This window comes from Streptomyces sp. NPDC045956, assembly GCF_056430705.1.
The window spans coordinates 85,029-107,164 of sequence record NZ_JBWKKZ010000009.1; the positions used below are offsets into that span (position 1 = coordinate 85,029).

The following is a 22,136-nucleotide window of genomic DNA, read 5'->3' on the forward strand; positions in this document are numbered from 1 at the left end:
CTTGCGATCCGCGAGATCGTCGGGCCATGACGAACCACAGCGAAACGACTGGATCCTCCGACAACAGCGACATCCCGGGCCCCGTGCCCCCGAACCGGGCGGCTCGCACTCCGTGCGACGGTCCTGGTGACGAGCACCAGGTCACCCTGCGCACCCCGGCCGAACTGGCCGATGCCCTGCCCTACCTCCTCGGGTACCGCCCCGAGGACAGCATCGTCCTGGTCGCCCTCCGCGACAGGAACGGCCGGGGACGCTTCGGCGGCCGCGCTCGGCTCGGCATCCCCGCCCACGCGGAGGACTGGCCGGGTGCGGCCGGACAGCTGACGCGAGGCCTGGTCACCGGCAGCGAGCGCCGCGGTGTGCGCCCCGAGCAGATGGTCGCCTATCTCTGTCAGGAACCGGGGCGGGGAGAGACCGGACGGCAGGTGATGGAGCGACTGAGGCCTCTGGCGCAGCGGCTGCGAGTGGAGTGCGGCCGGCTCGACGTTCCGGTGGTCGAGGCGCTGTGCATCTCCGCCGGGCGCTTTTGGTCGTACTGCTGCGACGACACGGCCTGTTGCCCGCCCGAGGGTGTCCCCATGGGGCTGCCGGGTACGTCGGTGCTGGCCGCGGCGGCGACCTACGCCGGCATCCAGGTACGCGGCTCGCTGAGCGACCTGCGGGCGCGGCTGCTCCCCCGGGAGGGCGCCGTGGCCGGTGAACAGGAGGTCGCCCTGGACGCGGCCGCGTTGCCTTTGGTCTCCCGGATCCTCGACGACACCGGTCGTTCGGAGGTGGCCGGGGAAACGCTGGACCTGGCACAGCGGATCATGCGACGCCTCGCGCGCGCCCGGCCCGTGTCGGGCCTCCCCGCCGAGGACCTGCGCGACGACCAACTGCTGGCGAACGACGAGGCGGCGGCGCTGATCCTCGGCCTCCAGGACCGTACGACACGCGACCGCGCGGCCCAGTGGATGGAGGGTGACGAGGCTCTTCCCGCACTGCGTCTCTGGCGCGCCCTGGCCCGTCGCTGCGTCGGTTCCTACGGCGAGCACGCGGCCGCGCCCCTCACGCTGGCGGGGTGGGTCGCCTGGTCCACCGGCGACGAGCTGGAGGCCCGCGAGGCCTTGGCCATGGCTCTGGGCGCAGACCCCGACTACCTCTTCGCACGGCTTCTGCACCAGGCGTGCAACGAGGGCCTCGACCCCGAGTCGGTCCGCCGGTGCCTGCGCGCGGAACGAGAGAACCAGGGGGACGCGGGAGACGGCGCTCCGGACGGGGGCGGAAAGGCGGACGGGGCTGCGCAGCGGGAAGGGGACGGGTCCTCGGCCACCGTGCCGGCCGCATCCGGCCGTCGGCGCCGCACCCGCTCCGTCGTCCCGCCCGACGGTGTCCGCCGCCGGGAGAGGTGGCAGGGCCGTGCACCGGGCGGGAACCAGACGCGTCCCCGTACCCCGGCCGCCGGTGGCGCTCCGCGGACGGGCTCCACGCCTCCGCGCGCCTCGGCGAAGCCGAGTGCGAGCCGGAAGGAGGCCTGTCCGGGTGGGGCGCGCAAGGGGACGAGCGGGACGGAAGGCAGGACCGAGGGCGTCTGAAGAGGCGGGCTGGGGGGCTCATCGGCAGCCACGAGGCCGGCGACACCGGGCGGATACGGATACGGATGCAGATGCAGATGCAGATGCGACGCAGATGCGGGTCAGGGTGCGGGGGAGGACGCGGGCGCAGACGCAGGCGCGGACGGAACGCGTCGCCGTGACCGCGCGTTGCCTGACCGACGCGAGCCGCTCCGGGCCGGGAAGCGGCCGCCACCCGAGCGCGAGGCCGGGCCGAGGGGGCCCGGTGAGCAGAGCTCGTGATGTGGTTCGCGTTCCGGGCCCCGCGCCGTCAGGTCACGGCCCCCCGGACACCGCGGGCGTGACCCGCAGGACATCCGCTCCGTTCACCTGAGTGGCGGAACGCCCGGGCCGGCCGGGACACCGCTCCGCGCCGCACCCGTCCGGCGGCGACGTCGCACCGCACCACATCCGCCCGGTCGAAGCACCGCACGGAGCAGTTCCGTCCGAAGCGCACCGAGTAGCTCCGAGGCGCACCGAGTACAGAGGGGGAGCCCTCCATGCACCAACCGACTTCGTCCACCGCCGCGCCGGGTGCCGCCGCCTACGGCGGGCGGGCCGCTCCGCCGTACCGAGCCGAGCCCATGGCGCCGGTCCAGCGGCGCAGCTCCGGGCAAAGCCGGAGCCTCGGCCCGCCGATGGTCCGGCCCGGGCCGGCGTACGCCCTGCCGTCGACGCGATCCGGGAGAGAGCCGGGCGCTTCGCGGAGCGCGCCACCCGCAGTGTCCGCCCGCCGGTCCGGCGACCTGCCCCCGAACCACGGGACGATGATCGCAGTGGCCCTCCCCGGCCTCGTGATCTCCACGGAGCAAGCGCAGCTGACCGGTATGGGGCTGGAGGGGTTCTACCGAGCGGGCCGGCGCCTGCTCTCCCGGTGCCGCCTCTTTGTGTCCGGGTGCGAACCGCTTCCCTTGCAGGCCCGGATGACAGGAGCCGACCGAACCGTCTTCGTGGGCGTGCTCCGGACGCCGTCCGCCCCGGGACCGGACCCGGACGTCATGGTCGAGCGGATGCGGCACGCCGACGGCACGGAGCGGATCACTCTGCGCAACGGGACGACCCGTCCACTGCGCCTGCCGGTGGAGGTGGCGCTCGGCACGGACCTGGCCGACCTCGGGTCGATCGCCGCGGGCAGCGCCGGCCCCGACCTGCTGGCCGGCGTTCACGCCTCGGGGCTGCGGTGGTCCAGCGCCGCGGGGACCGCGTCGGTCACGGCCGTACCACCGCCGGGCGATGCCCTCGCCTCCGCCGGTCTGCTGCGGTGGGAGTGCGTGGTGCCGCCGGGTGGCAGCACGAGCATCGAGCTGCGTGTGCGGCCCGACGGAGCGGGCCCGGTCCGGGCGGTGGCCCGCACGGCGGCGGACCCGCTGGCAGCCGCCGACGCCACCGGTGACGACCCAGGAGCCCCCGCCCTTCTGCGGACCAGCATCGAGGACCTGCGTGCCCTTCTGCTGCGCGATCCGGCGCACCCCACCGACGTCCATCTCGCGGCCGGCGTCCCCTGGCGCTGCGGTCCGGCGCCCGCCGAGGCCCTCGCCGCCGCCCGGATGACGCTGCCCCTCGGCACCCGGCTCGCCGCCGGCACCTTGCGCGTTCTCGCCCGCTCGCAACAGCGCCGTCCCGGGCCGGGGCACGGCATGATTCCCGGACCGAGCCGCGACACCGGCCCCCACCTGCCACCGGGCTGTACCGGTACGGAGGCGACCTTGCTCTTCCCCGTGCTCCTCGCGGAAGCCCGCCGTTGGGGCCTCGGGGATCGCGAGACGCGGGAGCTGCTGCCCGCGGCCGAGGGGTGCCTGGGCTGGCTGCGGGCAGCCGTGGGGGACGGCACGTACGTCTCCGACCCGCACCCCGGCGGCCCCGTCCGCTGCGAGACGCAGGCCCACGCGCACCGCGCCGCCCTGCTCGGCGCCGAACTGCTCGACGCCTTCGGCAGACCGGGCGGCGACGCACTGCGCCAGTGGGCCCGGGAGCTGCGCGAGGCCTTCCGGCGGGACTTCTGGATCCACGACCCGGCGGGAGGGAGACCCGCGGCGGCCCGCACCCCGGACGGACACCTGGTGCCGTCGCTCACCGCGGCCACCGCCCACCTCCTCGACACCGGACTGCTCGGCGGAGGCACCACCGCCCCGGGGCTGCTCGACCCGGTGCAGACCGCCCGGCTCGCCCGGCTGCTGGGCAACCCGCTCATGGACTCGGGGTGGGGACTGCGCGGCCTGGGCGTGAAGGAAGCCGGATACACCCCCTTCGGGCATCGCGCCGGAGCGGTACGCGTCCAGGAGACGGCGACCGCGGTGGCGGGTCTGGCCGCCGCCGGCCACGAGAACGAGGCGGGCTCGCTGCTGCGCGGCGTACTGGCCGCCGCCGGCGCCTTCGGCCACCGTCTGCCCGAGATGTACGCGGGGGAGCAGCGCACCGACGGGAGTACGCCCCTGCCGCACCCGGCGGCCTGCCGTCCCGCCGCCACCGCGGCCGCCGCCGGGGTCCTCCTGCTGACCACACTGGCGGGGATCCACCCCGACGCCCCGGCCGGGAGCGTCACCCTGCGTCCCCTGCGCAGCGCCCCTCTGGGAGAGATCGGCCTGACCGGGCTGCGGGTCGCCGGAGAGCCCTTCTCCGTGCGGGTCAGCCGACTGGGCATGGCCATGGTCGAAGAGGCCGCCGACGGGCTGCAACTGAGGACCTGACCTGGCCCGACGTGCTCCCGCACGGTGCTCGGGAGCGGGCGGAGGGGAACGGGAGACACGGCTCCGGCCGAAGTGGACCAGCCGTCGGTGTCGGTCGGTGAAGGGAGTGTTTATCGTCAGGCAGACGACTATGATCGCCGCATGCCCTACGACCCGTCAGCCTTTCCGCCCTTCGCCGTGACTGTGGACCTGGTCGTGCTGACCGTGCGTCGCCACTCCCTGTGCGCGCTGGCGGTGCGCAGGGGCGAGTCGCCGTTCCAGGGGCGCTGGGCCCTGCCCGGCGGGTTCGTGCGGGCCGACGAGAATCTGGCGCAGGCGGCGGCGCGGGAGCTGGCCGAGGAGACGGGCCTGTGCGTCCACGACCCCGCCACGCCCCCTCAGGACAACGGCGCTCACCTGGAGCAGCTCGCGACCTACGGAGATCCGGAGCGGGACCCCCGGATGCGCGTGGTCAGTGTCGCCCACCTCGCGCTCGCTCCCGACCTGCCCGCACCACGGGCGGGCGGTGACGCCAGCAACGCCCGCTGGGCGCCGGTCGAGGAACTGCTGGAGCAAGCTGGATACGGCCGTGACGGCGAGCCGGTGGCGCCGCTCGCCTTCGACCACACCCAGATCCTCGCGGACGGGGTGGAACGAGCCCGTTCCAAGATCGAGTACTCGTCGCTGGCCACCGCGTTCTGCCCGCCCGAGTTCACCGTCGGTGAGTTGCGCCGCGTCTACGAGGCGGTGTGGGGCGTGGCCCTCGACCCGCGCAACTTCCACCGCAAGGTGACCGGCACGCCGGGCTTCCTCGTCCCCACCGGCGGCACGACCACCCGCCAGGGCGGCCGTCCCGCCCAGCTCTTCCGGGCGGGCGGCGCCACTCTGCTCAATCCGCCGATGCTGCGTCCCGAGGTGTGAGGCCGAGCCCGGACAGGCCCCGGACCGGACGACGAACAAGGAGCCGACGGGCCCCTCGCCCGCACCAGGAAGCCCAGCGGTACCCGAAAAATCGGTCATAACAGGCTATCTTGCTGCGGTGATCCAGGCCTTCGGACTGACCAGCACCCCCCGCAAGGACCTTCCGCCCGCTGTCGACGACGTCTCCTTCGAGGCAGGCGCGGGGCGTGTCACCGCACTGCTCGGAGCGTCGGGCGCCGGCAAGACGACGGCGCTCAGACTCATGCTCGAACTCCAACGGGGCCGTGGTCTCACGTACTTCAGAGGCCGCCCCCTCCACCGCATCGCCCACCCCTCACGCGAGGTCGGCGTCCTGCTCGGAGACGTGCCGGGGCACCCGGCCCGCACGGTCCGGGGCCATCTCCGCATGCTGTGCGCGGCGGCCGGGGTCCCCGCCCGGCGAGCCGACGAAGTCATGGAGGCGGTCGGCCTCGTGGGCCTGCGCGACGAACATCTGGGGATCCTCTCCCGCGGCATGGACCGACGCCTCGGACTGGCCTGCGCGCTGCTTCCCGACCCGCACACCCTGGTGCTCGACGACCCCGCCCGCGCGCTGTCCGTCCGCGACGCCCGGTGGCTCCACGGAACGCTGCGTGCGCACGCCGCCCAGGGGGGCACCGTCCTGTTCAGCACCGCGGACCCGAAGGAAGCCGCGCGCGGCGCCGACCACGTCGTCACGCTGGACCGGGGCCGGGTCGTGGCCGACCAGGTGGCAGCGGACTTCTCCCGTACCCGACTGCGGCCGCGCGTCGCCGTCCGCACCCCGCACGCCGCCCGCCTCGCCGCTCTCCTGATCAAGGAGGCACGCACGGCGCGTCGTTCCGTCGAGGTCGTACGAGAGGGCGGCAACCGCCTCGCGGTGTACGGCAGTACGTGCGCCGACATCGGGGACACCGCTTTCCGGCACGGCATCCTCGTACATCAACTGGCCGACGAGGTCGGCGACATGGGACCGGGTGCGGACCTGGCGCCGCTCGCCACGAACGCCGGGTACCTCGCCGCAGGCGCTCCGTCACGGTCCTCCGGCGCCGGGACCGCCGCCGGAGGACCGTCGCCCCTTCCTGCCGCCACCCCACCCGCACGGCCGGTCGAGGAGCGACCCGGAACGGCCACCGGGCAGCTGTCCGCGACCCGTGACGCGGGACCCTCGCACACCGACGCCGAGCCCTCGACGGAAGCCCCGGGGCCGACCAGCGCCCCCCGCCGTGCCTTCGTAAGCCCTCAGTCGCCGACCGCCGAAGCCCCTCACCCACTGACCGTCGCCGGCCCACAGCCGCCGGCCTCGGACAGTCCCCGCCCGCAGGCCTCCGACGGCCCCCGCCAGGCTTTGGACGGCCCCCGGTCGCTCGTCGAGGCCTCCCGCGCCCCCGCCCCCGCCGACCCCCTGCCGCCCTTCAGCCCTGCCGGGCGCACGCCGGCCGTGGACGAGGGCGCCGCCGCGCCGTGCAACCCTCCCGCCCCGGGCGCCCGGCGCGAGCCGCCACCGGCGCAAGCCGCCTCCCGGCCCCTGCCTCGCCCCTGGGCCACGCTCACCCCCGCCGCCGCCCGAAGCGCGGTGCCCCCGCTGCCGCCTCCCGTCACCGTTCGTACCGCCCCCAGTCCCCTCCGCCCCCTCAGGTACGAACTCCGGCGCGTGGTGGGCATCGGGACGGCGTTCGTCACCGGCGCCGTCGTGCTCGTCGCGTCCGCCGTCACCGCCGTGGTCCTGGCCCGCATCGGGCACACCCCGCAGCCGCGCCTCCTGGCCGCCTGGCCGCGGGAACTGCCGCTGCCGCCCGCGGCCCTCGGTGCGGGGCTGCTCGGGGCGCTCGCCTTCGGTGACGAGTTCCGCCACCCCGCCCTGGCGGCGGACCGCGGCACCGTGCCCCGTCGGATGGGGCTGCTGGCCGCCAAACTCCTGGTCTCCGCGGCCACCGCGTCGGTGCTGGCCGTCCTGACGGTGGCCTGCGACGCCGAAGTGCTCCGCCTCCTCTACGGACGGGAACTCGCGGGGGTCCCCGCCGACTGGCCCGCACTGGGCGCGGCTTGGCTCGGGCTCGTCGTCGGCTGTGCCTGGTCCGGCCTGCTGGCCGCGGGAGTCTTCCGGTCCACCACGGCCGGGCTCGCCGCCGTGCTCGCCGTTCCCGTCCTGCTCGTACCACTCGTACAGAAGCTCTGGGAGGGGCCGTCCGTGCGGACCGCCGCCGACCTGCCCATGAGGATCCGCGAGGCTCTCCTGACGACGTGGCCGTTCGGTGGGGAGCGGTACGTGGCCGAGGCGCTGCGCGTGATCGTCCAACCCGTGGGCGGCGCCCTGACGTTGTCCCTGACCACTCTGCTCTGCGCCTATGCGCTCATGACCCTCCGTAGCCGGGTCCGGTGACGTCCGCCGTGCCCTTCCGGTCGATCGCGTGCGCAACTCCCCGTCGAAAGCCCATTTCTTTCCGATAAGGCGTCAATTGCGACGGGGTGAGCGATCACCCTTTCGTGTGCTTTTCACCAAAGACCTCAAGGGAGTTGGTGAGGGCGCCGACAAATGATGCGTGACTACCCTTGCGCACTCCATGATGACCGCCGCCCGTTCCGCCGACTCCGGCCTCACGAACCCGGGCGAACTCGACCGCTACCCCTTCGCCGAGACGCCCGCCGTCGACCGCGTCGCGATGCCCGCCTGGGAAGGCGCCGAACCCGAGCTGGGCCGCGTGGGCAGGCGCACCGGGGGCAGCCGGGGCCGGGGACTGCACGGACAACTCGTCCAGCAGCTGGGCCAGATGATCGTTTCCGGTGACCTGGGCGCAGACCGCCCGCTGGTGCCCGAGGAGATCGGGCAGCGTTTCGAGGTGTCCCGCACCGTGGTCCGCGAGTCCCTGCGGGTCCTGGAGGCCAAGGGGCTGGTCAGCGCCCGCCCGAACGTCGGGACCCGGGTGCGCCCGGTCAGTGACTGGAACCTCCTCGACCCGGACATCATCGAATGGCGTGCCTTCGGACCGCAGCGTGACGATCAGCGCCGCGAGCTCAGTGAGCTGCGCTGGACGATCGAGCCGCTCGCCGCGCGCCTCGCCGCCGGGCACGGGCGCGAGGAGGTCCAGCAGCGGCTGTCCGACATGATCGGGATCATGGGCCACGCCATGGGGCAGGGTGACGCGCTCACCTTCGCCCGCGCCGACGCCGAGTTCCACGGGCTCCTCATCCAGGTCGCCGGCAATCGCATGCTGGACCACCTCTCCGGAATCGTCTCCGCCGCCCTGCACGTCTCCGGCGGCCCGGTCACGTCCTGTGACCGGCCGAACGACGTCACACTGGCGCAGCACGGCAGGATCGTCGACGCCCTCGCCACGGGGGACGGAGCGGCGGCCGAGGCGGCCATGCGCCAACTTCTGACCGTCCACCCCGAGGTGGAGCGCGTGGTGCCCGCCCCTCGCGAGCACTGATCGCGCCCCACCGGAACGGCGCGGGCCGGGCACGCCGAACCCCTCCTGCGGCAGTGGTCGGCCGGTGCGCCGTCGCCGCCGGACCCCGTGGAATCGCGGTGATTCCACGGGGTCCGGCGGTGTGATGAGAGGGTGAGACCTCCGATGTGGGCGGGTTGCGTTCACCGGTGACCTCATTCATACGGTTCTGACCGGTTTTGAACGCTTACGGGGTGTGACTCGGGCCACGCGGATTGGGCGTAACGCTCGTGGGAGCAACGCGATGACCTAAGAGGTGACAGCCGCGGAGGGAATACGGACGCCGTACACGGCGCTGTGCCTCTCCCGGCCCGTCCGCGCCGTCGGCCCATTCCAAGCCGGTGGTCGGCTCCCGTCCGTCACGGACGGAGCCGGAAGCCGTTTTCCAACGTTCCGAGAGGTTGTTCGTGTCGGCCAGCACATCCCGTACGCTCCCGCCGGAGATCGCCGAGTCCGTCTCTGTCATGGCTCTCATTGAGCGGGGAAAGGCTGAGGGGCAGATCGCCGGCGACGACGTGCGTCGGGCCTTCGAAGCTGACCAGATTCCGGCCACTCAGTGGAAGAACGTACTGCGCAGCCTCAACCAGATCCTCGAGGAAGAGGGTGTGACGCTGATGGTCAGTGCCGCGGAGCCGAAGCGCACCCGTAAGAGCGTCGCAGCGAAGAGTCCCGCCAAGCGCACCGCCACCAAGACGGTCGCGGCCAAGACGGTGACCAGCAGGAAGGCCACCGCCCCCGCCACCCCGGCGGCGCCCGCCGCCGACCCGGCGGTCGAGGAAGAGGCGCCCGCCAAGAAGGCGGCGGCCAAGAAGACGACCGCCAAGAAGACGACTGCAAAGAAGACCACCGCCAAGAAGACGGCCGCCAAGAAGACCACCTCCAAGAAGGAGGACGGCGAGCTTCTCGAGGACGAGGCGATCGAGGAGCCGAAGGCCGCGACGGAGGAGCCCGAGGGCACCGAGAACGCGGGCTTCGTGCTGTCCGACGAGGACGAGGACGACGCCCCGGCCCAGCAGGTCGCCGCGGCCGGTGCCACCGCGGACCCGGTCAAGGACTACCTGAAGCAGATCGGCAAGGTCCCCCTGCTCAACGCCGAGCAGGAGGTCGAGCTCGCCAAGCGCATCGAGGCCGGTCTGTTCGCCGAGGACAAGCTGGCCAACGCCGACAAGCTCGCCCCCAAGCTCAAGCGCGAGCTGGAGATCATCGCCGAGGACGGCCGCCGCGCCAAGAACCACCTGCTGGAGGCCAACCTCCGCCTGGTGGTCTCCCTGGCCAAGCGCTACACCGGCCGCGGCATGCTCTTCCTGGACCTGATCCAGGAGGGCAACCTCGGTCTGATCCGCGCGGTGGAGAAGTTCGACTACACCAAGGGCTACAAGTTCTCCACGTACGCCACCTGGTGGATCCGTCAGGCGATCACCCGCGCGATGGCCGACCAGGCCCGCACCATCCGTATCCCGGTGCACATGGTCGAGGTCATCAACAAGCTCGCACGTGTGCAGCGCCAGATGCTCCAGGACCTGGGCCGCGAGCCCACCCCGGAGGAGCTGGCCAAGGAACTCGACATGACCCCGGAGAAGGTCATCGAGGTCCAGAAGTACGGCCGCGAGCCCATCTCGCTGCACACCCCGCTGGGCGAGGACGGCGACAGCGAGTTCGGTGACCTCATCGAGGACTCCGAGGCGGTCGTCCCGGCCGACGCGGTCAGCTTCACGCTCCTCCAGGAGCAGCTGCACTCCGTCCTCGACACCCTGTCCGAGCGCGAGGCCGGCGTCGTCTCCATGCGCTTCGGTCTCACCGACGGTCAGCCGAAGACCCTCGACGAGATCGGCAAGGTGTACGGCGTCACGCGCGAGCGCATTCGCCAGATCGAGTCGAAGACCATGTCGAAGCTGCGCCACCCCTCGCGCTCCCAGGTGCTGCGCGACTACCTCGACTAGATCGCGGTCGTACGAGCGACAGGGCCCGGTTCCACCAGGTGGGGAACCGGGCCTTCGCGTTGATCAGCGGGTGCGCGGCACGGCGTGCTGGATCACTCTGGGTGTTCCATGAACACCCAGAGTGAGGAGTCTGCATGCGTCGCCTCTTTGCCCGGGCACTGGTCCGGCCGCTGGTCCTGGCGGCCGCGGCGACCGCGATACCGCTGGTGTCCGCCGCCCCCGCGTCCGCCGACAGCATCGTCGTCGGCGGCTTTCCGGTCGAAGTGTCCGACAGTCCGTGGACCGTCGCCCTGTCCAGTCGTGACCGGTTCGGAGGTACCCGGGCGGGACAGTTCTGCGGGGGCGTGGCCGTCGGCCGCACCACCGTGCTCACCGCGGCGCACTGCCTCACGGAGGAGGTTCTCGGGTCGCCGCCCGAGGAGGTGCGCGACCTGAGGGTCATCGCGGGCCGCACGGACCTGCTCTCGGACGAGGGTCGCGAGATCCCCGTCCGCGACGTCTGGGTGAACCCCGGGCACGACGACGCCAACAACACCGGCGACTTCGCCGTGATCACCCTCTCCGAAGCCCTGCCCGCCGGTTCGGCCCTGGGGATGGCGGCCGAGGGCGACCCCGCGTACGAGCCGGAGACGAGCGCGCTCGTCTACGGATGGGGAGACACCTCGGGGGCGGGTGACTACGCGAACGGCCTGCGTGCGGCCCGCGTGCGGGTGCAGTCCGACCCGAAGTGTCAACGGGCGTATTCGGGCAGTGACGACGGTCGCTATCTCGCCGCCACCATGCTCTGCGCCGGCGAGACCGCCGGGGGCCGCGACGCCTGCCAGGGGGACAGCGGAGGGCCGCTGGTCGCCCAGGGGAGGCTCATCGGGCTCGTGTCGTGGGGGAGCGGCTGCGGGCGCCCGGGGAGCCCGGGGGTCTACACGCGCGTCTCCGCCGTTCTGCGGACGCTGGGATGGGACATTGCCGCGCGCTCGCGCGGGGGCGCCTGACGGCCCCTGAGAGCCTGTGGACGAGCACGGGCGGCCGCCTCCGGGTTGCGGAGGCGGCCGCCCGTTGTTCGGCCTGTGCCGAGTCGGCTCGTCGTCGGGCGCGTAGCGTCAGCGCTCTTCCTCGGCGGAAGATTCGGGAACGGCCGTCAGCCGCTCCGTCTCGTCCTGTATCTCAGCGGCGATCTTCTTGAGTTCCGGCTCGAACTTGCGCCCGTGGTGGGCGCAGAAGAGCAGTTCTCCGCCGCTCAGCAGGACGACGCGCAGGTATGCCTGGGCGCCGCAGCGGTCGCAGCGATCAGCGGCCGTCAGCGGGCTTGCGGAAGTCAGAACAGTAGTCACGTCGCCTCTTCTCTAGCTCGACGAGCTGTCGTACCAGGGTCAACATCCAACCAGCCCCAAAACGTTCCCGCTCGTGGCTTTTCCTCGAAAAAACTTTCCGAGGGGCCGGCTGTTGCCGGTTGGCGGCGAATGTGCCGTATTGCGTGTCTCTGTGTCGTACGGGTTCGCGCTGTCGGTCAGTGTCGGTCCCGCCGGCTGGGTTGCCGGTTTGTTCATGAGGACGTGCCCGGAGCCTAAATGGTTCATGCCTCGAAGGGAACGTGATGTGTACTTCACCCCATCGAGGGATCGAACAGTTATACGAGGCTGGACTAGGGTGTGTCCTCGACGAGGGTGGCGTGACAACGGCTCTACCAGGCCTCGGTACCCTCAGACCGGTGAACCGAGCCGCGCCCTTACCCAGCGGGGCCCCATCTGAAATTCAGCGAGGAGCGAACCGCGTGACCGCCGAGACATCCGTGCCGTCCACTGCGCTGCTGGCAGGAGCAGACCGGGACGGATCCAACTACACCGCGCGGCACCTGCTCGTCCTCGAAGGGCTCGAGGCCGTACGCAAGCGTCCGGGCATGTACATCGGATCGACCGACAGCCGTGGCCTGATGCACTGCCTGTGGGAGATCATCGACAACTCCGTCGACGAGGCCCTCGGTGGCTACTGCGACCACATCGAGGTGATCCTCCACGACGACGCCTCGGTGGAGGTCCGCGACAACGGCCGGGGCATCCCGGTCGACGTCGAACCCAAGACCGGCCTGTCCGGGGTCGAGGTCGTCATGACCAAGCTGCACGCCGGCGGCAAGTTCGGCGGCGGCTCGTACGCCGCCTCGGGCGGTCTGCACGGCGTGGGCGCCTCCGTGGTGAACGCCCTGTCCAGCCGGCTGGACATCGAGGTGGACCGCGGCGGGCACACGCACGCCATCAGCTTCCGGCGCGGAGTACCGGGTGCCTTCACGGGCGCGGGGTCGGACGCGAAGTTCGAGGCCAGGAGCGGGCTGCGCAAGGCCAAGAAGATCCCCAAGGGCCGCAACGGCACGCGCGTGCGGTACTGGGCCGACCGCCAGATCTTCCTCAAGGACGCCAAGCTCTCCCTGGACACGCTGCACCAGCGCGCCCGCCAGACCGCGTTCCTGGTCCCCGGGCTGACCATCGTCGTCCGCGACGAGTTCGGACTCGGCGACGGCGGCAGCAAGGGCGAGGAGTCCTTCCGCTTCGACGGCGGCATCAGTGAGTTCTGTGAGTTCCTGGCCTCCGACCGGCCCGTCTGCGACGTCCTGCGCTTCAGTGGACAGGGCAGCTTCAAGGAGACGGTCCCCGTGCTCGACGAGCACGGCCAGATGACGCCCACCGAGGTCACCCGCGACCTCGGGGTCGACGTCGCGATGCGGTGGGGCACGGGGTACGACACCACCCTCAAGTCCTTCGTCAACATCATCGCCACGCCCAAGGGCGGCACCCACGTTGCGGGCTTCGAGCAGGCCGTGGCCAAGACCATGAACGAGGCGCTGCGGGCCAAGAAGATGCTGCGCGTCGCCGAGGACGACATCGTCAAGGACGACGCCCTGGAGGGGCTCACGGCGGTCGTGACCGTCCGTCTCGCCGAGCCGCAGTTCGAGGGCCAGACCAAGGAGGTCCTCGGCACCTCGGCGGCTCGCCGGATCGTGAACAACGTCATCAGCAAGGAACTCAAGGCGTTCCTCACCTCCACCAAGCGCGACGCCGCCCAGCAGGCCCGCGTGGTCATGGAGAAGGCTGTCGCCGCGGCGCGCACCCGCATCGCCGCCCGCCAGCACAAGGACGCCCAGCGCCGCAAGACGGCCCTGGAGTCCTCCTCGCTGCCCGCGAAGCTCGCCGACTGCCGCAGCGACGACGTGGACCGCAGCGAGCTGTTCATCGTCGAGGGAGACTCCGCCCTGGGTACGGCCAAGCTCGCCCGGAACTCCGAGTTCCAGGCGCTGCTGCCGATCCGCGGCAAGATCCTCAACGTCCAGAAGTCCTCCGTGACCGACATGCTCAAGAACGCCGAGTGCGGCGCGATCATCCAGGTCATAGGGGCCGGGTCCGGCCGTACCTTCGACATCGACGCGGCCCGGTACGGCAAGATCATCATGATGACGGACGCCGATGTGGACGGCTCCCACATCCGCACCCTGCTGCTGACCCTGTTCCACCGCTACATGCGGCCCATGGTGGAGGCGGGCCGGGTCTTCGCGGCGGTGCCGCCGCTGCACCGCATCGAGCTGGTGCAGCCGAAGAAGGGCCAGGACAAGTACGTGTACACGTACTCGGACCGGGAGCTGCGAGACAAGCTCATGGACTTCCAGAGCCAGGGCGTGCGCTACAAGGACTCCATCCAGCGCTACAAGGGTCTGGGTGAGATGGACGCGGACCAGCTGGCGGAGACGACCATGGACCCCCGGCACCGGACCCTGCGCCGGATCAACCTGACCGACCTGGAATCGGCCGAGCAGGTCTTCGACCTGCTGATGGGCAATGACGTCGCACCCCGCAAGGAGTTCATCTCCAGTTCGGCGGCGACGCTGGACCGGTCGCGCATCGACGCCTGACCCCGCGCCGCCGGCCCGCCGGGCCCGGGCCTCCGCACCGGGGCCCGGCCCCGGACGCCCCCGGCCGGCGCCTCCGGGGCAGGCCGTCACGCGCACGCGCGTGAGGAGTCCGTCCCCCGGGGGAAGCGAAGAGCCCGCCGCCCGCACCTGGCACCTACCTCCGGGTCACGACGTGTACGGGAAGGGGACGGTGGGGCCTCGCACCGGCACAGTCACCTGATGGGGTGAAGCGCGAGGGGAACAAGAGTCGGGGATCTTCCCGTTCTGTCCATCCTTGGGCATGCAGTCAAGCAATGATCGCCTTCACGGTGCCGGAGGCGGTCCCGAGAGCGCGGTGGATCACCGCGGTGCCCCGTACCCGCCCTCCGCGCAGGGCGCTCCGCATCCGGGATACGACGACCCCTGGTACGACGCACTGGCCTCCGGCTGGGGCGAGTCGCCCGTCCCCCGGGGCACCGAGGGGGCGTTGCCCTCGACGCGCCGGGAAGGGGTGCGGGACCCGGACCGGATCGCGGCCGACGTGTACCTGGAGGTCCAGCGCAGCGCGGCCTTCCAGGAGGTCCGCGGCAGGTACCGACGGTTCGTGGTGCCGGCGGTCGTCGCCTTCCTGGGCTGGTACGCCGCCTACGTGGTGGCCGCCACCGCGGCGCCCGCGCTGATGGCCCGGCCCGTGGCCGGAGCGGTGAACGTGGCGATGCTCGCCGGGCTCGGGCAGTTCCTCAGCACGTTCCTGCTCACCTGGGCCTACGCCCGGCACGCGCGGCTGCGCAGGGACCGGGCCGCACTGGAACTGCGCTGGGACACCCAGGAACTGACCCGCGGAGCGCGAGGGGGAGCGTCGTGACGGGCGACCACCAGACCCTGGCGCTGCTCCTGTTCAGCGCGTTCGTCGCCGTCACGCTGGCCATCACCACCTGGGTGAGTCGCCACCGGCAGGGCTCGGCGGAGGAGTTCTACGCGGGCGGGCGGCTCTTCTCCCCGATGGAGAATGGTTTTGCCATCGCCGGTGACTACATGTCGGCCGCCTCCTTCCTCGGCATCTCGGGGCTCATCGCGCTCTACGGCTACGACGGCATGCTCTACTCGGTGGGCTTCCTGGTCGCCTGGCTCGTCGTCCTGTTCCTCGTCGCCGAACTGGTGCGCAACTGCGGACGGTTCACCCTCGCCGACGTCGTGGCGGCACGGATGCGTGAGCGGCCGGTGCGGATCGCCGCGGGCACCTCGTCGGTCACCGTCTCCGTCCTGTACCTGGTGGCGCAGATGGTGGGTGCGGGCAGCCTGGTCGCGCTGCTGCTCGGCGGCACCACCGAGGCGGCGCGCACCTGGACGGTCATCGGCGTCGGCGCCCTCATGGTGATCTACGTGTCGCTGGGCGGCATGCGGGCCACCACCTGGATCCAGATCGTGAAGGCGGTGCTGCTGATCGGCGGGACCGTCGCGTTGACCACGCTCGTCCTGGTGCGCTTCCACGGGGACTTCGACCGGCTGCTGCGTACGGCGGCCGAACGCAGCGGTCACGGCGAGGCGTTCCTGGCACCCGGTCTGGCCTACGGAGGGGACTGGATCTCGCGCTTCGACTTCATCAGCCTGGGACTCGCCCTGGTGCTGGGCACGGCCGGACTGCCACACATCCTGTCCCGCTTCTACACCGTGCCCACCGCCCGGGCGGCGAGACGGTCCGTCGTCTGGGCGATCGGCCTCATCGGCGGCTTCTACCTGATGACGATCGTGCTCGGGTTCGGCGCCGCGGCCCTGGTCGGACCCGATGCCGTGCGAGCGTCGAACGCGGCCGGGAACACGGCGGTCCCGCTCCTCGCCCTCGACCTGGGCGGCGGCGCGGGTTCCACCGGGGGGACGGTGCTGTTCGCGGTCGTCGCCGCCGTGGCGTTCGCCACCATCCTGGCGGTGGTGGCCGGCATCACCCTGGCGTCCTCCGCGTCCGTGGCCCACGACCTGTACGCGTCCCTGCGGCGCCGTGACGCCGCACCGCGCAGTGAGGTCGCCGTGGCCCGTGTCGCCGCCGTCGTGACCGGCGCCGTCGCCATCGCTCTCGGCCTGCTCGCGCGGGACCTCAACGTGGCCTTCCTCGTGGGCCTCGCCTTTGCCGTCGCGGCGTCCGCAAACCTGCCCGTGCTGCTCTACTCGCTGTTCTGGCGCGGATTCACCACGCGCGGCGCCGTGTGGGCCGTCTACGGCGGCCTCGTCCCCGCCGTGGTCCTCGTGCTGCTGTCCCCGGTGGTGTCGGGCAGCCCGCAGTCGCTGTTCCCGGGCGCCGACTTCCAGTTCTTCCCGCTGCAGAACCCCGGCCTGGTCTCCATCCCGCTGGGCTTCCTCGCGGGCTGGCTGGGCACCGTCACCTCGCCCGAGGTGCCGGACGAGGCCAAGCACGCCGAGACGGAGGTGCGGTCGCTGACCGGCGCGGGGGCGGTGTAGGCGGCGGCCCCGTCGACGCGGTCGCTCAGGTGCGGGTCGCCCATGCGTAGCGGTGCTCCGGGCGGCCCGCGTCGCCGTACTTGAGGGTCAGCCTGGCCCGTCCCGTGCGCTCCAGCAGCTTGAGGTAGCGCTGAGCGGTCTGCCGGCTCACCCCGGTCAGGTCGGCGATCTCCTGTGCGGACAGTGCGCCGTCGGCCTTCATCAGGCACTGGCGCACCAGCTCTGCCGTGGTGGGGGAGTGCCCCTTGGGCAGCCCGGGCTCCGACGGAGCCGACAGGGCGCCGAACATCCGGTCGACCTCCGCCTGCTCGGCCTCACCCCCGCCGTCGAGGGTGCGCCGCAGCTCCGCGTACGCCTCCAGCTTGGCGCGCAGCCCCGCGAAGGCGAACGGCTTGACCAGGTACTGAAGGGCGCCCTGGCGCATCGCCGCCTGGACGGTCGACACGTCCCGCGCCGCGGTCACCATGATCACGTCGGTCTGGTGGCCGCGTCGCCGCATCTCCTGGACCACGTCCAGACCGGTCCGGTCGGGCAGGTAGTGGTCCAGCAGGACCAGATCCACGCGCGGGAGCGCCTCCACGGTGCGCAGTGCCTCCAGCGCGCTGTGCGCCTGGCCCGCCACGTGGAAGCCCGGCACCTTCTCGACGTAGGCGGCGTTGACCCGAGCGACCCGGGTGTCGTCGTCCACGACCAGGACCTCGATCATCGGGTCTCCTCCTCGACGGCGGTGGTGTTCATCGGGGCGAGGGCGGTGGGTGCCGCGGGCGCGGTGAGCACCGGTTCCGGTTCGGCCCCGGTCAGTGCCTCGGGCAGGACGACGACGAACTCCGCACCGCCGCCGTACGCCGCCTCGACGGTCGCGCTGCCGCCCTGCCGCTCGGCCAGCCTGCGGACCAGCGACAGGCCGATGCCGCGCTGCCGGTGCGCGGGCCGTTCCTTCGTCGACCATCCCGCCGCGAACACCAGCTCCCGCCGGTCCGCCGGGACGCCGGGCCCCGTGTCGCGCACCGTGAGCGTGACGGCGCGCCCCCGCGCCCGCAACTCGACCTCCACGCGCGCGTGCGGCGAGCCGGCGGCGGCGTCCAGCGCGTTGTCGACCAGGTTGCCGACGACGGTCACGAGTCCCCTCGGGTCGACCAGGCGGTCCGGAAGCCGCGTACGGTCCGACACCCACAGGGCGACTCCCCGTTCCGCCGCGACGGTCGCCTTGCCGACGAGCAGGGCGGCCAGCAGCGGGTCCTCGATCCGCTCGGTGATCTGTTCCGCGGTCACCCGGTGATCGCCCACCACCTCGCCGACGAACTCCACGGCGTCGTCGTACATCTCCAGTTCCAGCAGCCCGAGCAGGGTGTGCATGCGGTTGGCGTGCTCGTGGTCCTGTGCGCGCAGGGCGTCGATCAGGCCGCGCGTCGAGTCCAGTTCCCGGCCGAGCTGCTCCAGCTCGGTGCGGTCCCGCAGCGTGGCCACGGCACCGCCGTCGTCGGTCGGCATCCGGTTGGCGACCAGGACCCGCTGACCGCGGACGGTGAGCAGGTCGGTGCCGGTCACCCGGCCGGCCAGGACATCGGCCGTACGCCCCGCGCCGAGCGCCTCCTCGGGCGAGCGGCCGACGGCATCGGCGCCGATGCCCAGCAGGCGCTGCGCCTCGTCGTTGAGCAGCCGGACCAGACCGCCGCGGTCCAGGGCGACGACCCCCTCCCGGATGCCGTGCAGCATGGCCTCGCGCTCCGCGAGCAGTCCCGCGATGTCCGAGAAGGCCAGGTCCCGGGTCTGCCGCTGCACCCGGCGCGAGATGAGCCAGGCGGCCAGCGCGCCCACGGCCAGTGCGCCGCCGGCGTACGCGAACAGACCGGGAATCGCGTGGACCAGCCGAGCGCGGACGCTGTCGTAGGCGATGCCGACCGACACCGCGCCGACGACCGAACCGTCCCCGTCGCGCAGCGGCACCTTGCCGCGCGCGGAACGGCCCAGAGTGCCGTCGTCGATCTCCATCACCTCGCGGCCCGCCAGAGCCTCCCCGGGATCGGTGGAGACCACCTCGCCGATCCGCTCCGGGTCGGTGTGCGACCAGCGCACGCCCTCCCGGTCCATCACGACGACGTACTCCGCCTTCGTGGCCTTCCGGATGCGTTCCGTCTCGCGCTGCACCGGGCCGTCCGGAGCCGGGCGCGTGGTCCGCAGCTCCTGGGCCACCCGCGGCTGCTGCGCCGTGGTCTGCGCGATGGCGAGCGCCCGGCGCATCGCCTGGTCGTCCAGCTGGTCGCCGAGCGGCGCCAGGAACAACCCGGTCGCGAGGACGGCTACTCCCGCGGCGATCGCCAGCTGCATCAGCAGCACCTGGGAGAAGACCCGCCGCGGCAGGCCGAGGCGCAGGCGGCGTGCGGGGGGAGTGGGGCTCATACCCATGACGGTACGTGGGAGGCGGTGGCATGCCGTAGAGGGGTGTGGCGCGGATCATCTGATCGTTGCCGTTGCCGTTGCCGTTGCCGTTGCCGTCGGCGGGGCGGGGCGGGGCGGGGCCGGGTGCGCCGGGGCGCCGCTCAGCCGGCGAGCGCCGCCGTCACCGACAGTTCCCGTACCGCCGTGACCTCCATGCGCGCCGGCGACCCCAGCACCGACGCCCCGCAGCTCTCCGGACGCGGGGGCGCCGACGGCCCCTGCGCCACGGTGACCCGCCACTGCCGCCCGTCGCCGTGGGCCAGGGTCACCTCCCAGCGCGGCGCGGTGCCCTCCGTCCGAACGACCCGCAGGGCCTCGGCCGCGTCCTCGCCGACGGCCGCGCGCACGGCCAGCTCGGCCGCCTGTCCGGGCCGCTCCCACGCCGAGTTCCCGCGGCACCCCCCCGTGGCGATCCGGCCCTCCCGGGCGCTGCCGATGATCTCCTTGACGGTGTGCGCCTGGACCCGTCCGTACACGTATCCGTGGGGCAGCACGAGGACGGTGGGGGAGAAGCGGTGGCCACCCAGATGGGTGACCTCCCAGACGTCGCCCGCTCCGGAGGCGGCGAGCTCGGCGGCCAGCGGTCGGCCGAGGAGCGCGCAGCACCGGTCGCGCTTGCCGTTGGTGCACACCAGGGCCAGCGGCTCCCCGCGATGCGGGGCGGCTCCGAGGGCGGAGTCGAAGGCGCGGGCGTCGCCCCTTCCGAGTGCGGCGAGATCGAGGTCGAGCAACCGGCGGGGGTCCGTGAGCGTGGTGTGGTGCAGCCACACATGGCCCGGCACTGTGTGGGCCGCGTACACCCGGCGCGCGTCCGGGGTGCCGCGGTCGGCATGGCGTCCGGGCCGACGGATGAGGGCGATGCGAACGCCCGTGCCCTTCGCGGCGGTCTCCAGGGCGCGGCCGAGCGCGGGATCCAGGTGGCTCGAAGTGAGCGCCTTGGCCCCCCACGGGCCGGGCTGTTCGAGCAGCAACCAGGTCCTCGCCACGGGCGCGGTGCCCGCAACGGGTTCGTCGAGGTCCCTGGAGACGGTTGAGCACGTACTCACAGAGGTGAGCCTAACCTGACTTCGCTCGCGGTGACCTTCAGTGGTGCCTGAGCGCTACTCCGGTCGTGTCCGGCGTGCGTCGGTCTCGCCGGAGTTCGGGTGGCGGGGCTTGGGAGGTAAGCCCTGGGAGGTGCGTCCTGGGACGTGCGTCCGTGCGGCCTGGTGCCGTTCCGGCGCCAGGCCTCATCGGTGGGGTCGTCGAGCGGACGGGGTGCCGGGGGCTCGACGGGCGATCGGTCCGGCGCGGTGGCAGGTCGTGTGCGGCCGGGCCGGTGCGGCGGGGCGGGTCCCGGTGGGCGGGCGCCCCGCGGGAGGTCAGGCGTCGGGGATGTCCGCCTTGGCGCGGATCAGGGTTTCCCGGCTGATGACCACGATGCGTTCGTAGTCGGCGCGGGAGGCGTCGGCGGGCAGTTCGCGCTCCAGCGCCTCGGTGGCCTCGGTGCCGATGACGGCGAAGTTGCCGTCACTCAGTTCGAACAGGTCCGGGCAGTTGGCTCCTGAAGCACTGCCACGGGCGCTTGGCGGCACACCGATACGGCGCACGATTTTCAAGGTAGTACCGGTCCTTACATCGGATCTGGGCTCTCGGTGAAGGCAGCGCACCGCCGACTCCTCGCCCGCGGTGGCTGCAAGGCGAGAGACTACTCATACCTGCCCGGTATCGATGTTCACCGCGCGATCACGTCCGTGCGGGGGGCGTGGCGGGGCTGCTGTGGATTCCCTCCGGGGCGGCGGGTGGGGTAGGCGGCGATGACGGGCTGCCCCACGTCAGCAGGCAGAGGACGCCTATGACGGCTGCTGCTGCCGTTACGCCCGCCCCGATTCCCTCGCGCCGGTACACCAAGGAGCCGACGGCCGCCGCTACGGCGAGAAAGACGATGGCTTCCAAAGTCATGGACGACCTCCTGGCCCTGCCGCCTGGCCGTCAGTGGAATGGGTGCGGTGGACAGGTCGGCGACCGTGCGCTGTTCCAGGCGCAGCGGCTGCCGGGGAACTTACTGTGTATTGGTGCCCGCACCGTGCGAATCATCGACGGAGACCAGTGCGTCGCCGTTGAATTGCCAAGGCCGGGCCCTTCACCGGAGGACCAGGCGGGTCACGGTGTCGGAGGCGTGCCCACCACCCACCACTCGTCCGTGTCGGCTTCGTCCAGGTCGTTGATGAGGGCGTCGACCAGGAGCCCGATCCGCGCTTCGTCGGACGACTGCTTGAGCGTCGCCCGCTGTCCCCTCGACGCGTCCCAGTACTCCCGCATCAGGGGGTTCTGGAAGAGTTCCCGGGCGTGCCCGTACAGCTCCTCCCGGTCCAGGAGACCCGCGCGGTAGAGGTGGTAGAGGTTGACGTACCAGGCGTTGGCGTAGAAGTACTGGCGGCGTTTCTCCGCCGGGATGGCGGGGTCGTACGTGTCGATCACCGAGGCCAGTGACGGGTCGTCGATCGCCCTGGACAGCAGTTCCCAATGCATGCGCTGCTGGTGTGCCAGCGCCCGGCGGCGGGAGGCGGTCTCCTCGAGTTCGAGCCGCCGTGTCCGCAGTCGTTCCGCTTCCAGAGCGCGCTGAAGTACGGCCAGCGTCACCCCGGCCGTGGCGAGCAGCATGCCCGCCGCGGCGGAGCCGAACCTCCCCGTGGCGTTCTTCCGTGTGGCCATGTCAACCCCCGAATCAGGCGGCCCCGCCGCCGGTCGTCGAGTGCGGGTCGGCTGACGGGGACCGGCGAGCAAGGGGCGGCGCTTGCCGCCTC

The 22,136-nt window shown here is 72.4% G+C and carries 16 protein-coding genes; 10 read left to right on the top strand and 6 right to left on the bottom strand.

Annotated features, from left to right (window positions below; all coding sequences use genetic code 11):
• The first annotated feature begins 26 nt into the window (after positions 1-26).
• The 7 genes from AC07FV_RS23765 to AC07FV_RS23795 all read left to right on the top strand — a co-directional run bounded on the left by AC07FV_RS23765 (position 27) and on the right by AC07FV_RS23795 (position 11,575).
• Positions 27-1,574: a DUF4192 domain-containing protein gene (locus tag AC07FV_RS23765; protein ID WP_479089313.1), complete on the top strand. Its 1,548-nt coding sequence runs from the start codon at positions 27-29 to the stop codon at positions 1,572-1,574.
• Between the two features lie 785 nt (positions 1,575-2,359).
• A complete protein-coding gene (locus tag AC07FV_RS23770) occupies positions 2,360-4,279 on the top strand; it encodes a glycogen debranching N-terminal domain-containing protein (protein WP_479089314.1) in 1,920 nt (639 codons plus the stop codon).
• 141 nt (positions 4,280-4,420) lie between these two features.
• Entirely contained in the window at positions 4,421-5,179 is a 759-nt protein-coding gene (locus AC07FV_RS23775; RefSeq protein ID WP_479089315.1) for an NUDIX hydrolase, read from the top strand.
• A gap of 118 nt (positions 5,180-5,297) precedes the next feature.
• Complete coding sequence (locus tag AC07FV_RS23780; RefSeq protein ID WP_479089316.1) at positions 5,298-7,580, top strand: ABC transporter ATP-binding protein; 2,283 nt, start codon at positions 5,298-5,300, stop codon at positions 7,578-7,580.
• A 160-nt stretch (positions 7,581-7,740) separates the two neighbouring features.
• A complete protein-coding gene (locus tag AC07FV_RS23785) occupies positions 7,741-8,628 on the top strand; it encodes a FadR/GntR family transcriptional regulator (RefSeq protein WP_479089317.1) in 888 nt (295 codons plus the stop codon).
• Between the two features lie 425 nt (positions 8,629-9,053).
• The gene (locus AC07FV_RS23790; RefSeq protein WP_479089318.1) at positions 9,054-10,586 is read left to right on the top strand and encodes an RNA polymerase sigma factor; all 1,533 of its coding nucleotides are present in this window, start codon (positions 9,054-9,056) and stop codon (positions 10,584-10,586) included.
• 134 nt (positions 10,587-10,720) lie between these two features.
• Positions 10,721-11,575 carry a S1 family peptidase gene (locus tag AC07FV_RS23795; protein WP_479089319.1) on the top strand — a complete coding sequence of 285 codons (855 nt, stop codon included), beginning with the start codon at positions 10,721-10,723 and terminating at the stop codon, positions 11,573-11,575.
• A gap of 108 nt (positions 11,576-11,683) precedes the next feature.
• Here AC07FV_RS23795 and AC07FV_RS23800 read toward each other — a convergent pair whose 3' ends face one another.
• Positions 11,684-11,914, bottom strand: coding sequence for a DUF7455 domain-containing protein (locus AC07FV_RS23800; RefSeq protein ID WP_031035360.1), 231 nt, complete (start codon positions 11,912-11,914; stop codon positions 11,684-11,686).
• A 440-nt stretch (positions 11,915-12,354) separates the two neighbouring features.
• Here AC07FV_RS23800 and AC07FV_RS23805 point away from each other — a divergent pair, with 440 nt between their 5' ends.
• The 3 genes from AC07FV_RS23805 (at position 12,355) to AC07FV_RS23815 (ending at position 16,911) form a co-directional block, all read left to right on the top strand.
• Complete coding sequence (locus tag AC07FV_RS23805) at positions 12,355-14,478, top strand: DNA gyrase/topoisomerase IV subunit B (RefSeq protein ID WP_479089320.1); 2,124 nt, start codon at positions 12,355-12,357, stop codon at positions 14,476-14,478.
• A 280-nt stretch (positions 14,479-14,758) separates the two neighbouring features.
• Complete coding sequence (locus AC07FV_RS23810; protein ID WP_479089321.1) at positions 14,759-15,322, top strand: DUF485 domain-containing protein; 564 nt, start codon at positions 14,759-14,761, stop codon at positions 15,320-15,322.
• Positions 15,319-16,911, top strand: coding sequence for a solute symporter family protein (locus AC07FV_RS23815; protein WP_479089322.1), 1,593 nt, complete (start codon positions 15,319-15,321; stop codon positions 16,909-16,911). Before AC07FV_RS23810 ends, AC07FV_RS23815 begins: the two co-directional genes overlap by 4 nt.
• A gap of 25 nt (positions 16,912-16,936) precedes the next feature.
• Here AC07FV_RS23815 and AC07FV_RS23820 read toward each other — a convergent pair whose 3' ends face one another.
• The 5 genes from AC07FV_RS23820 to AC07FV_RS23840 all read right to left on the bottom strand — a co-directional run bounded on the left by AC07FV_RS23820 (position 16,937) and on the right by AC07FV_RS23840 (position 22,044).
• Positions 16,937-17,617, bottom strand: coding sequence for a response regulator (locus AC07FV_RS23820; protein WP_479089323.1), 681 nt, complete (start codon positions 17,615-17,617; stop codon positions 16,937-16,939).
• Positions 17,614-19,311: an ATP-binding protein gene (locus AC07FV_RS23825; RefSeq protein WP_479089324.1), complete on the bottom strand. Its 1,698-nt coding sequence runs from the start codon at positions 19,309-19,311 to the stop codon at positions 17,614-17,616. Before AC07FV_RS23825 ends, AC07FV_RS23820 begins: the two co-directional genes overlap by 4 nt.
• A gap of 140 nt (positions 19,312-19,451) precedes the next feature.
• Positions 19,452-20,396, bottom strand: coding sequence for a sucrase ferredoxin (locus tag AC07FV_RS23830; protein WP_479089325.1), 945 nt, complete (start codon positions 20,394-20,396; stop codon positions 19,452-19,454).
• Positions 20,397-20,711: 315 nt separating this feature from the next.
• Positions 20,712-20,948, bottom strand: a complete 237-nt coding sequence (locus AC07FV_RS23835; RefSeq protein WP_356611190.1) for a hypothetical protein — start codon at positions 20,946-20,948, stop codon at positions 20,712-20,714.
• Positions 20,949-21,492: 544 nt separating this feature from the next.
• The gene (locus AC07FV_RS23840; protein WP_479089326.1) at positions 21,493-22,044 is read right to left on the bottom strand and encodes a DUF6082 family protein; all 552 of its coding nucleotides are present in this window, start codon (positions 22,042-22,044) and stop codon (positions 21,493-21,495) included.
• Positions 22,045-22,136 lie beyond the last annotated feature (92 nt).

What these genes read in the sequence shown, in the direction of transcription:
- AC07FV_RS23765 (WP_479089313.1), top strand. Translation starts at nt 27, where the DNA reads ATGACGAACCACAGCGAAACGACTGGATCCTCCGACAACAGCGACATC.
- AC07FV_RS23770 (WP_479089314.1), top strand. Translation starts at nt 2,360, where the DNA reads ATGATCGCAGTGGCCCTCCCCGGCCTCGTGATCTCCACGGAGCAAGCG.
- AC07FV_RS23775 (WP_479089315.1), top strand. Translation starts at nt 4,421, where the DNA reads ATGCCCTACGACCCGTCAGCCTTTCCGCCCTTCGCCGTGACTGTGGAC.
- AC07FV_RS23795 (WP_479089319.1), top strand. Translation starts at nt 10,721, where the DNA reads ATGCGTCGCCTCTTTGCCCGGGCACTGGTCCGGCCGCTGGTCCTGGCG.
- AC07FV_RS23810 (WP_479089321.1), top strand. Translation starts at nt 14,759, where the DNA reads ATGCAGTCAAGCAATGATCGCCTTCACGGTGCCGGAGGCGGTCCCGAG.
- AC07FV_RS23820 (WP_479089323.1), bottom strand. Translation starts at nt 17,617, where the DNA reads ATGATCGAGGTCCTGGTCGTGGACGACGACACCCGGGTCGCTCGGGTC.
- AC07FV_RS23825 (WP_479089324.1), bottom strand. Translation starts at nt 19,311, where the DNA reads ATGAGCCCCACTCCCCCCGCACGCCGCCTGCGCCTCGGCCTGCCGCGG.
- AC07FV_RS23840 (WP_479089326.1), bottom strand. Translation starts at nt 22,044, where the DNA reads ATGGCCACACGGAAGAACGCCACGGGGAGGTTCGGCTCCGCCGCGGCG.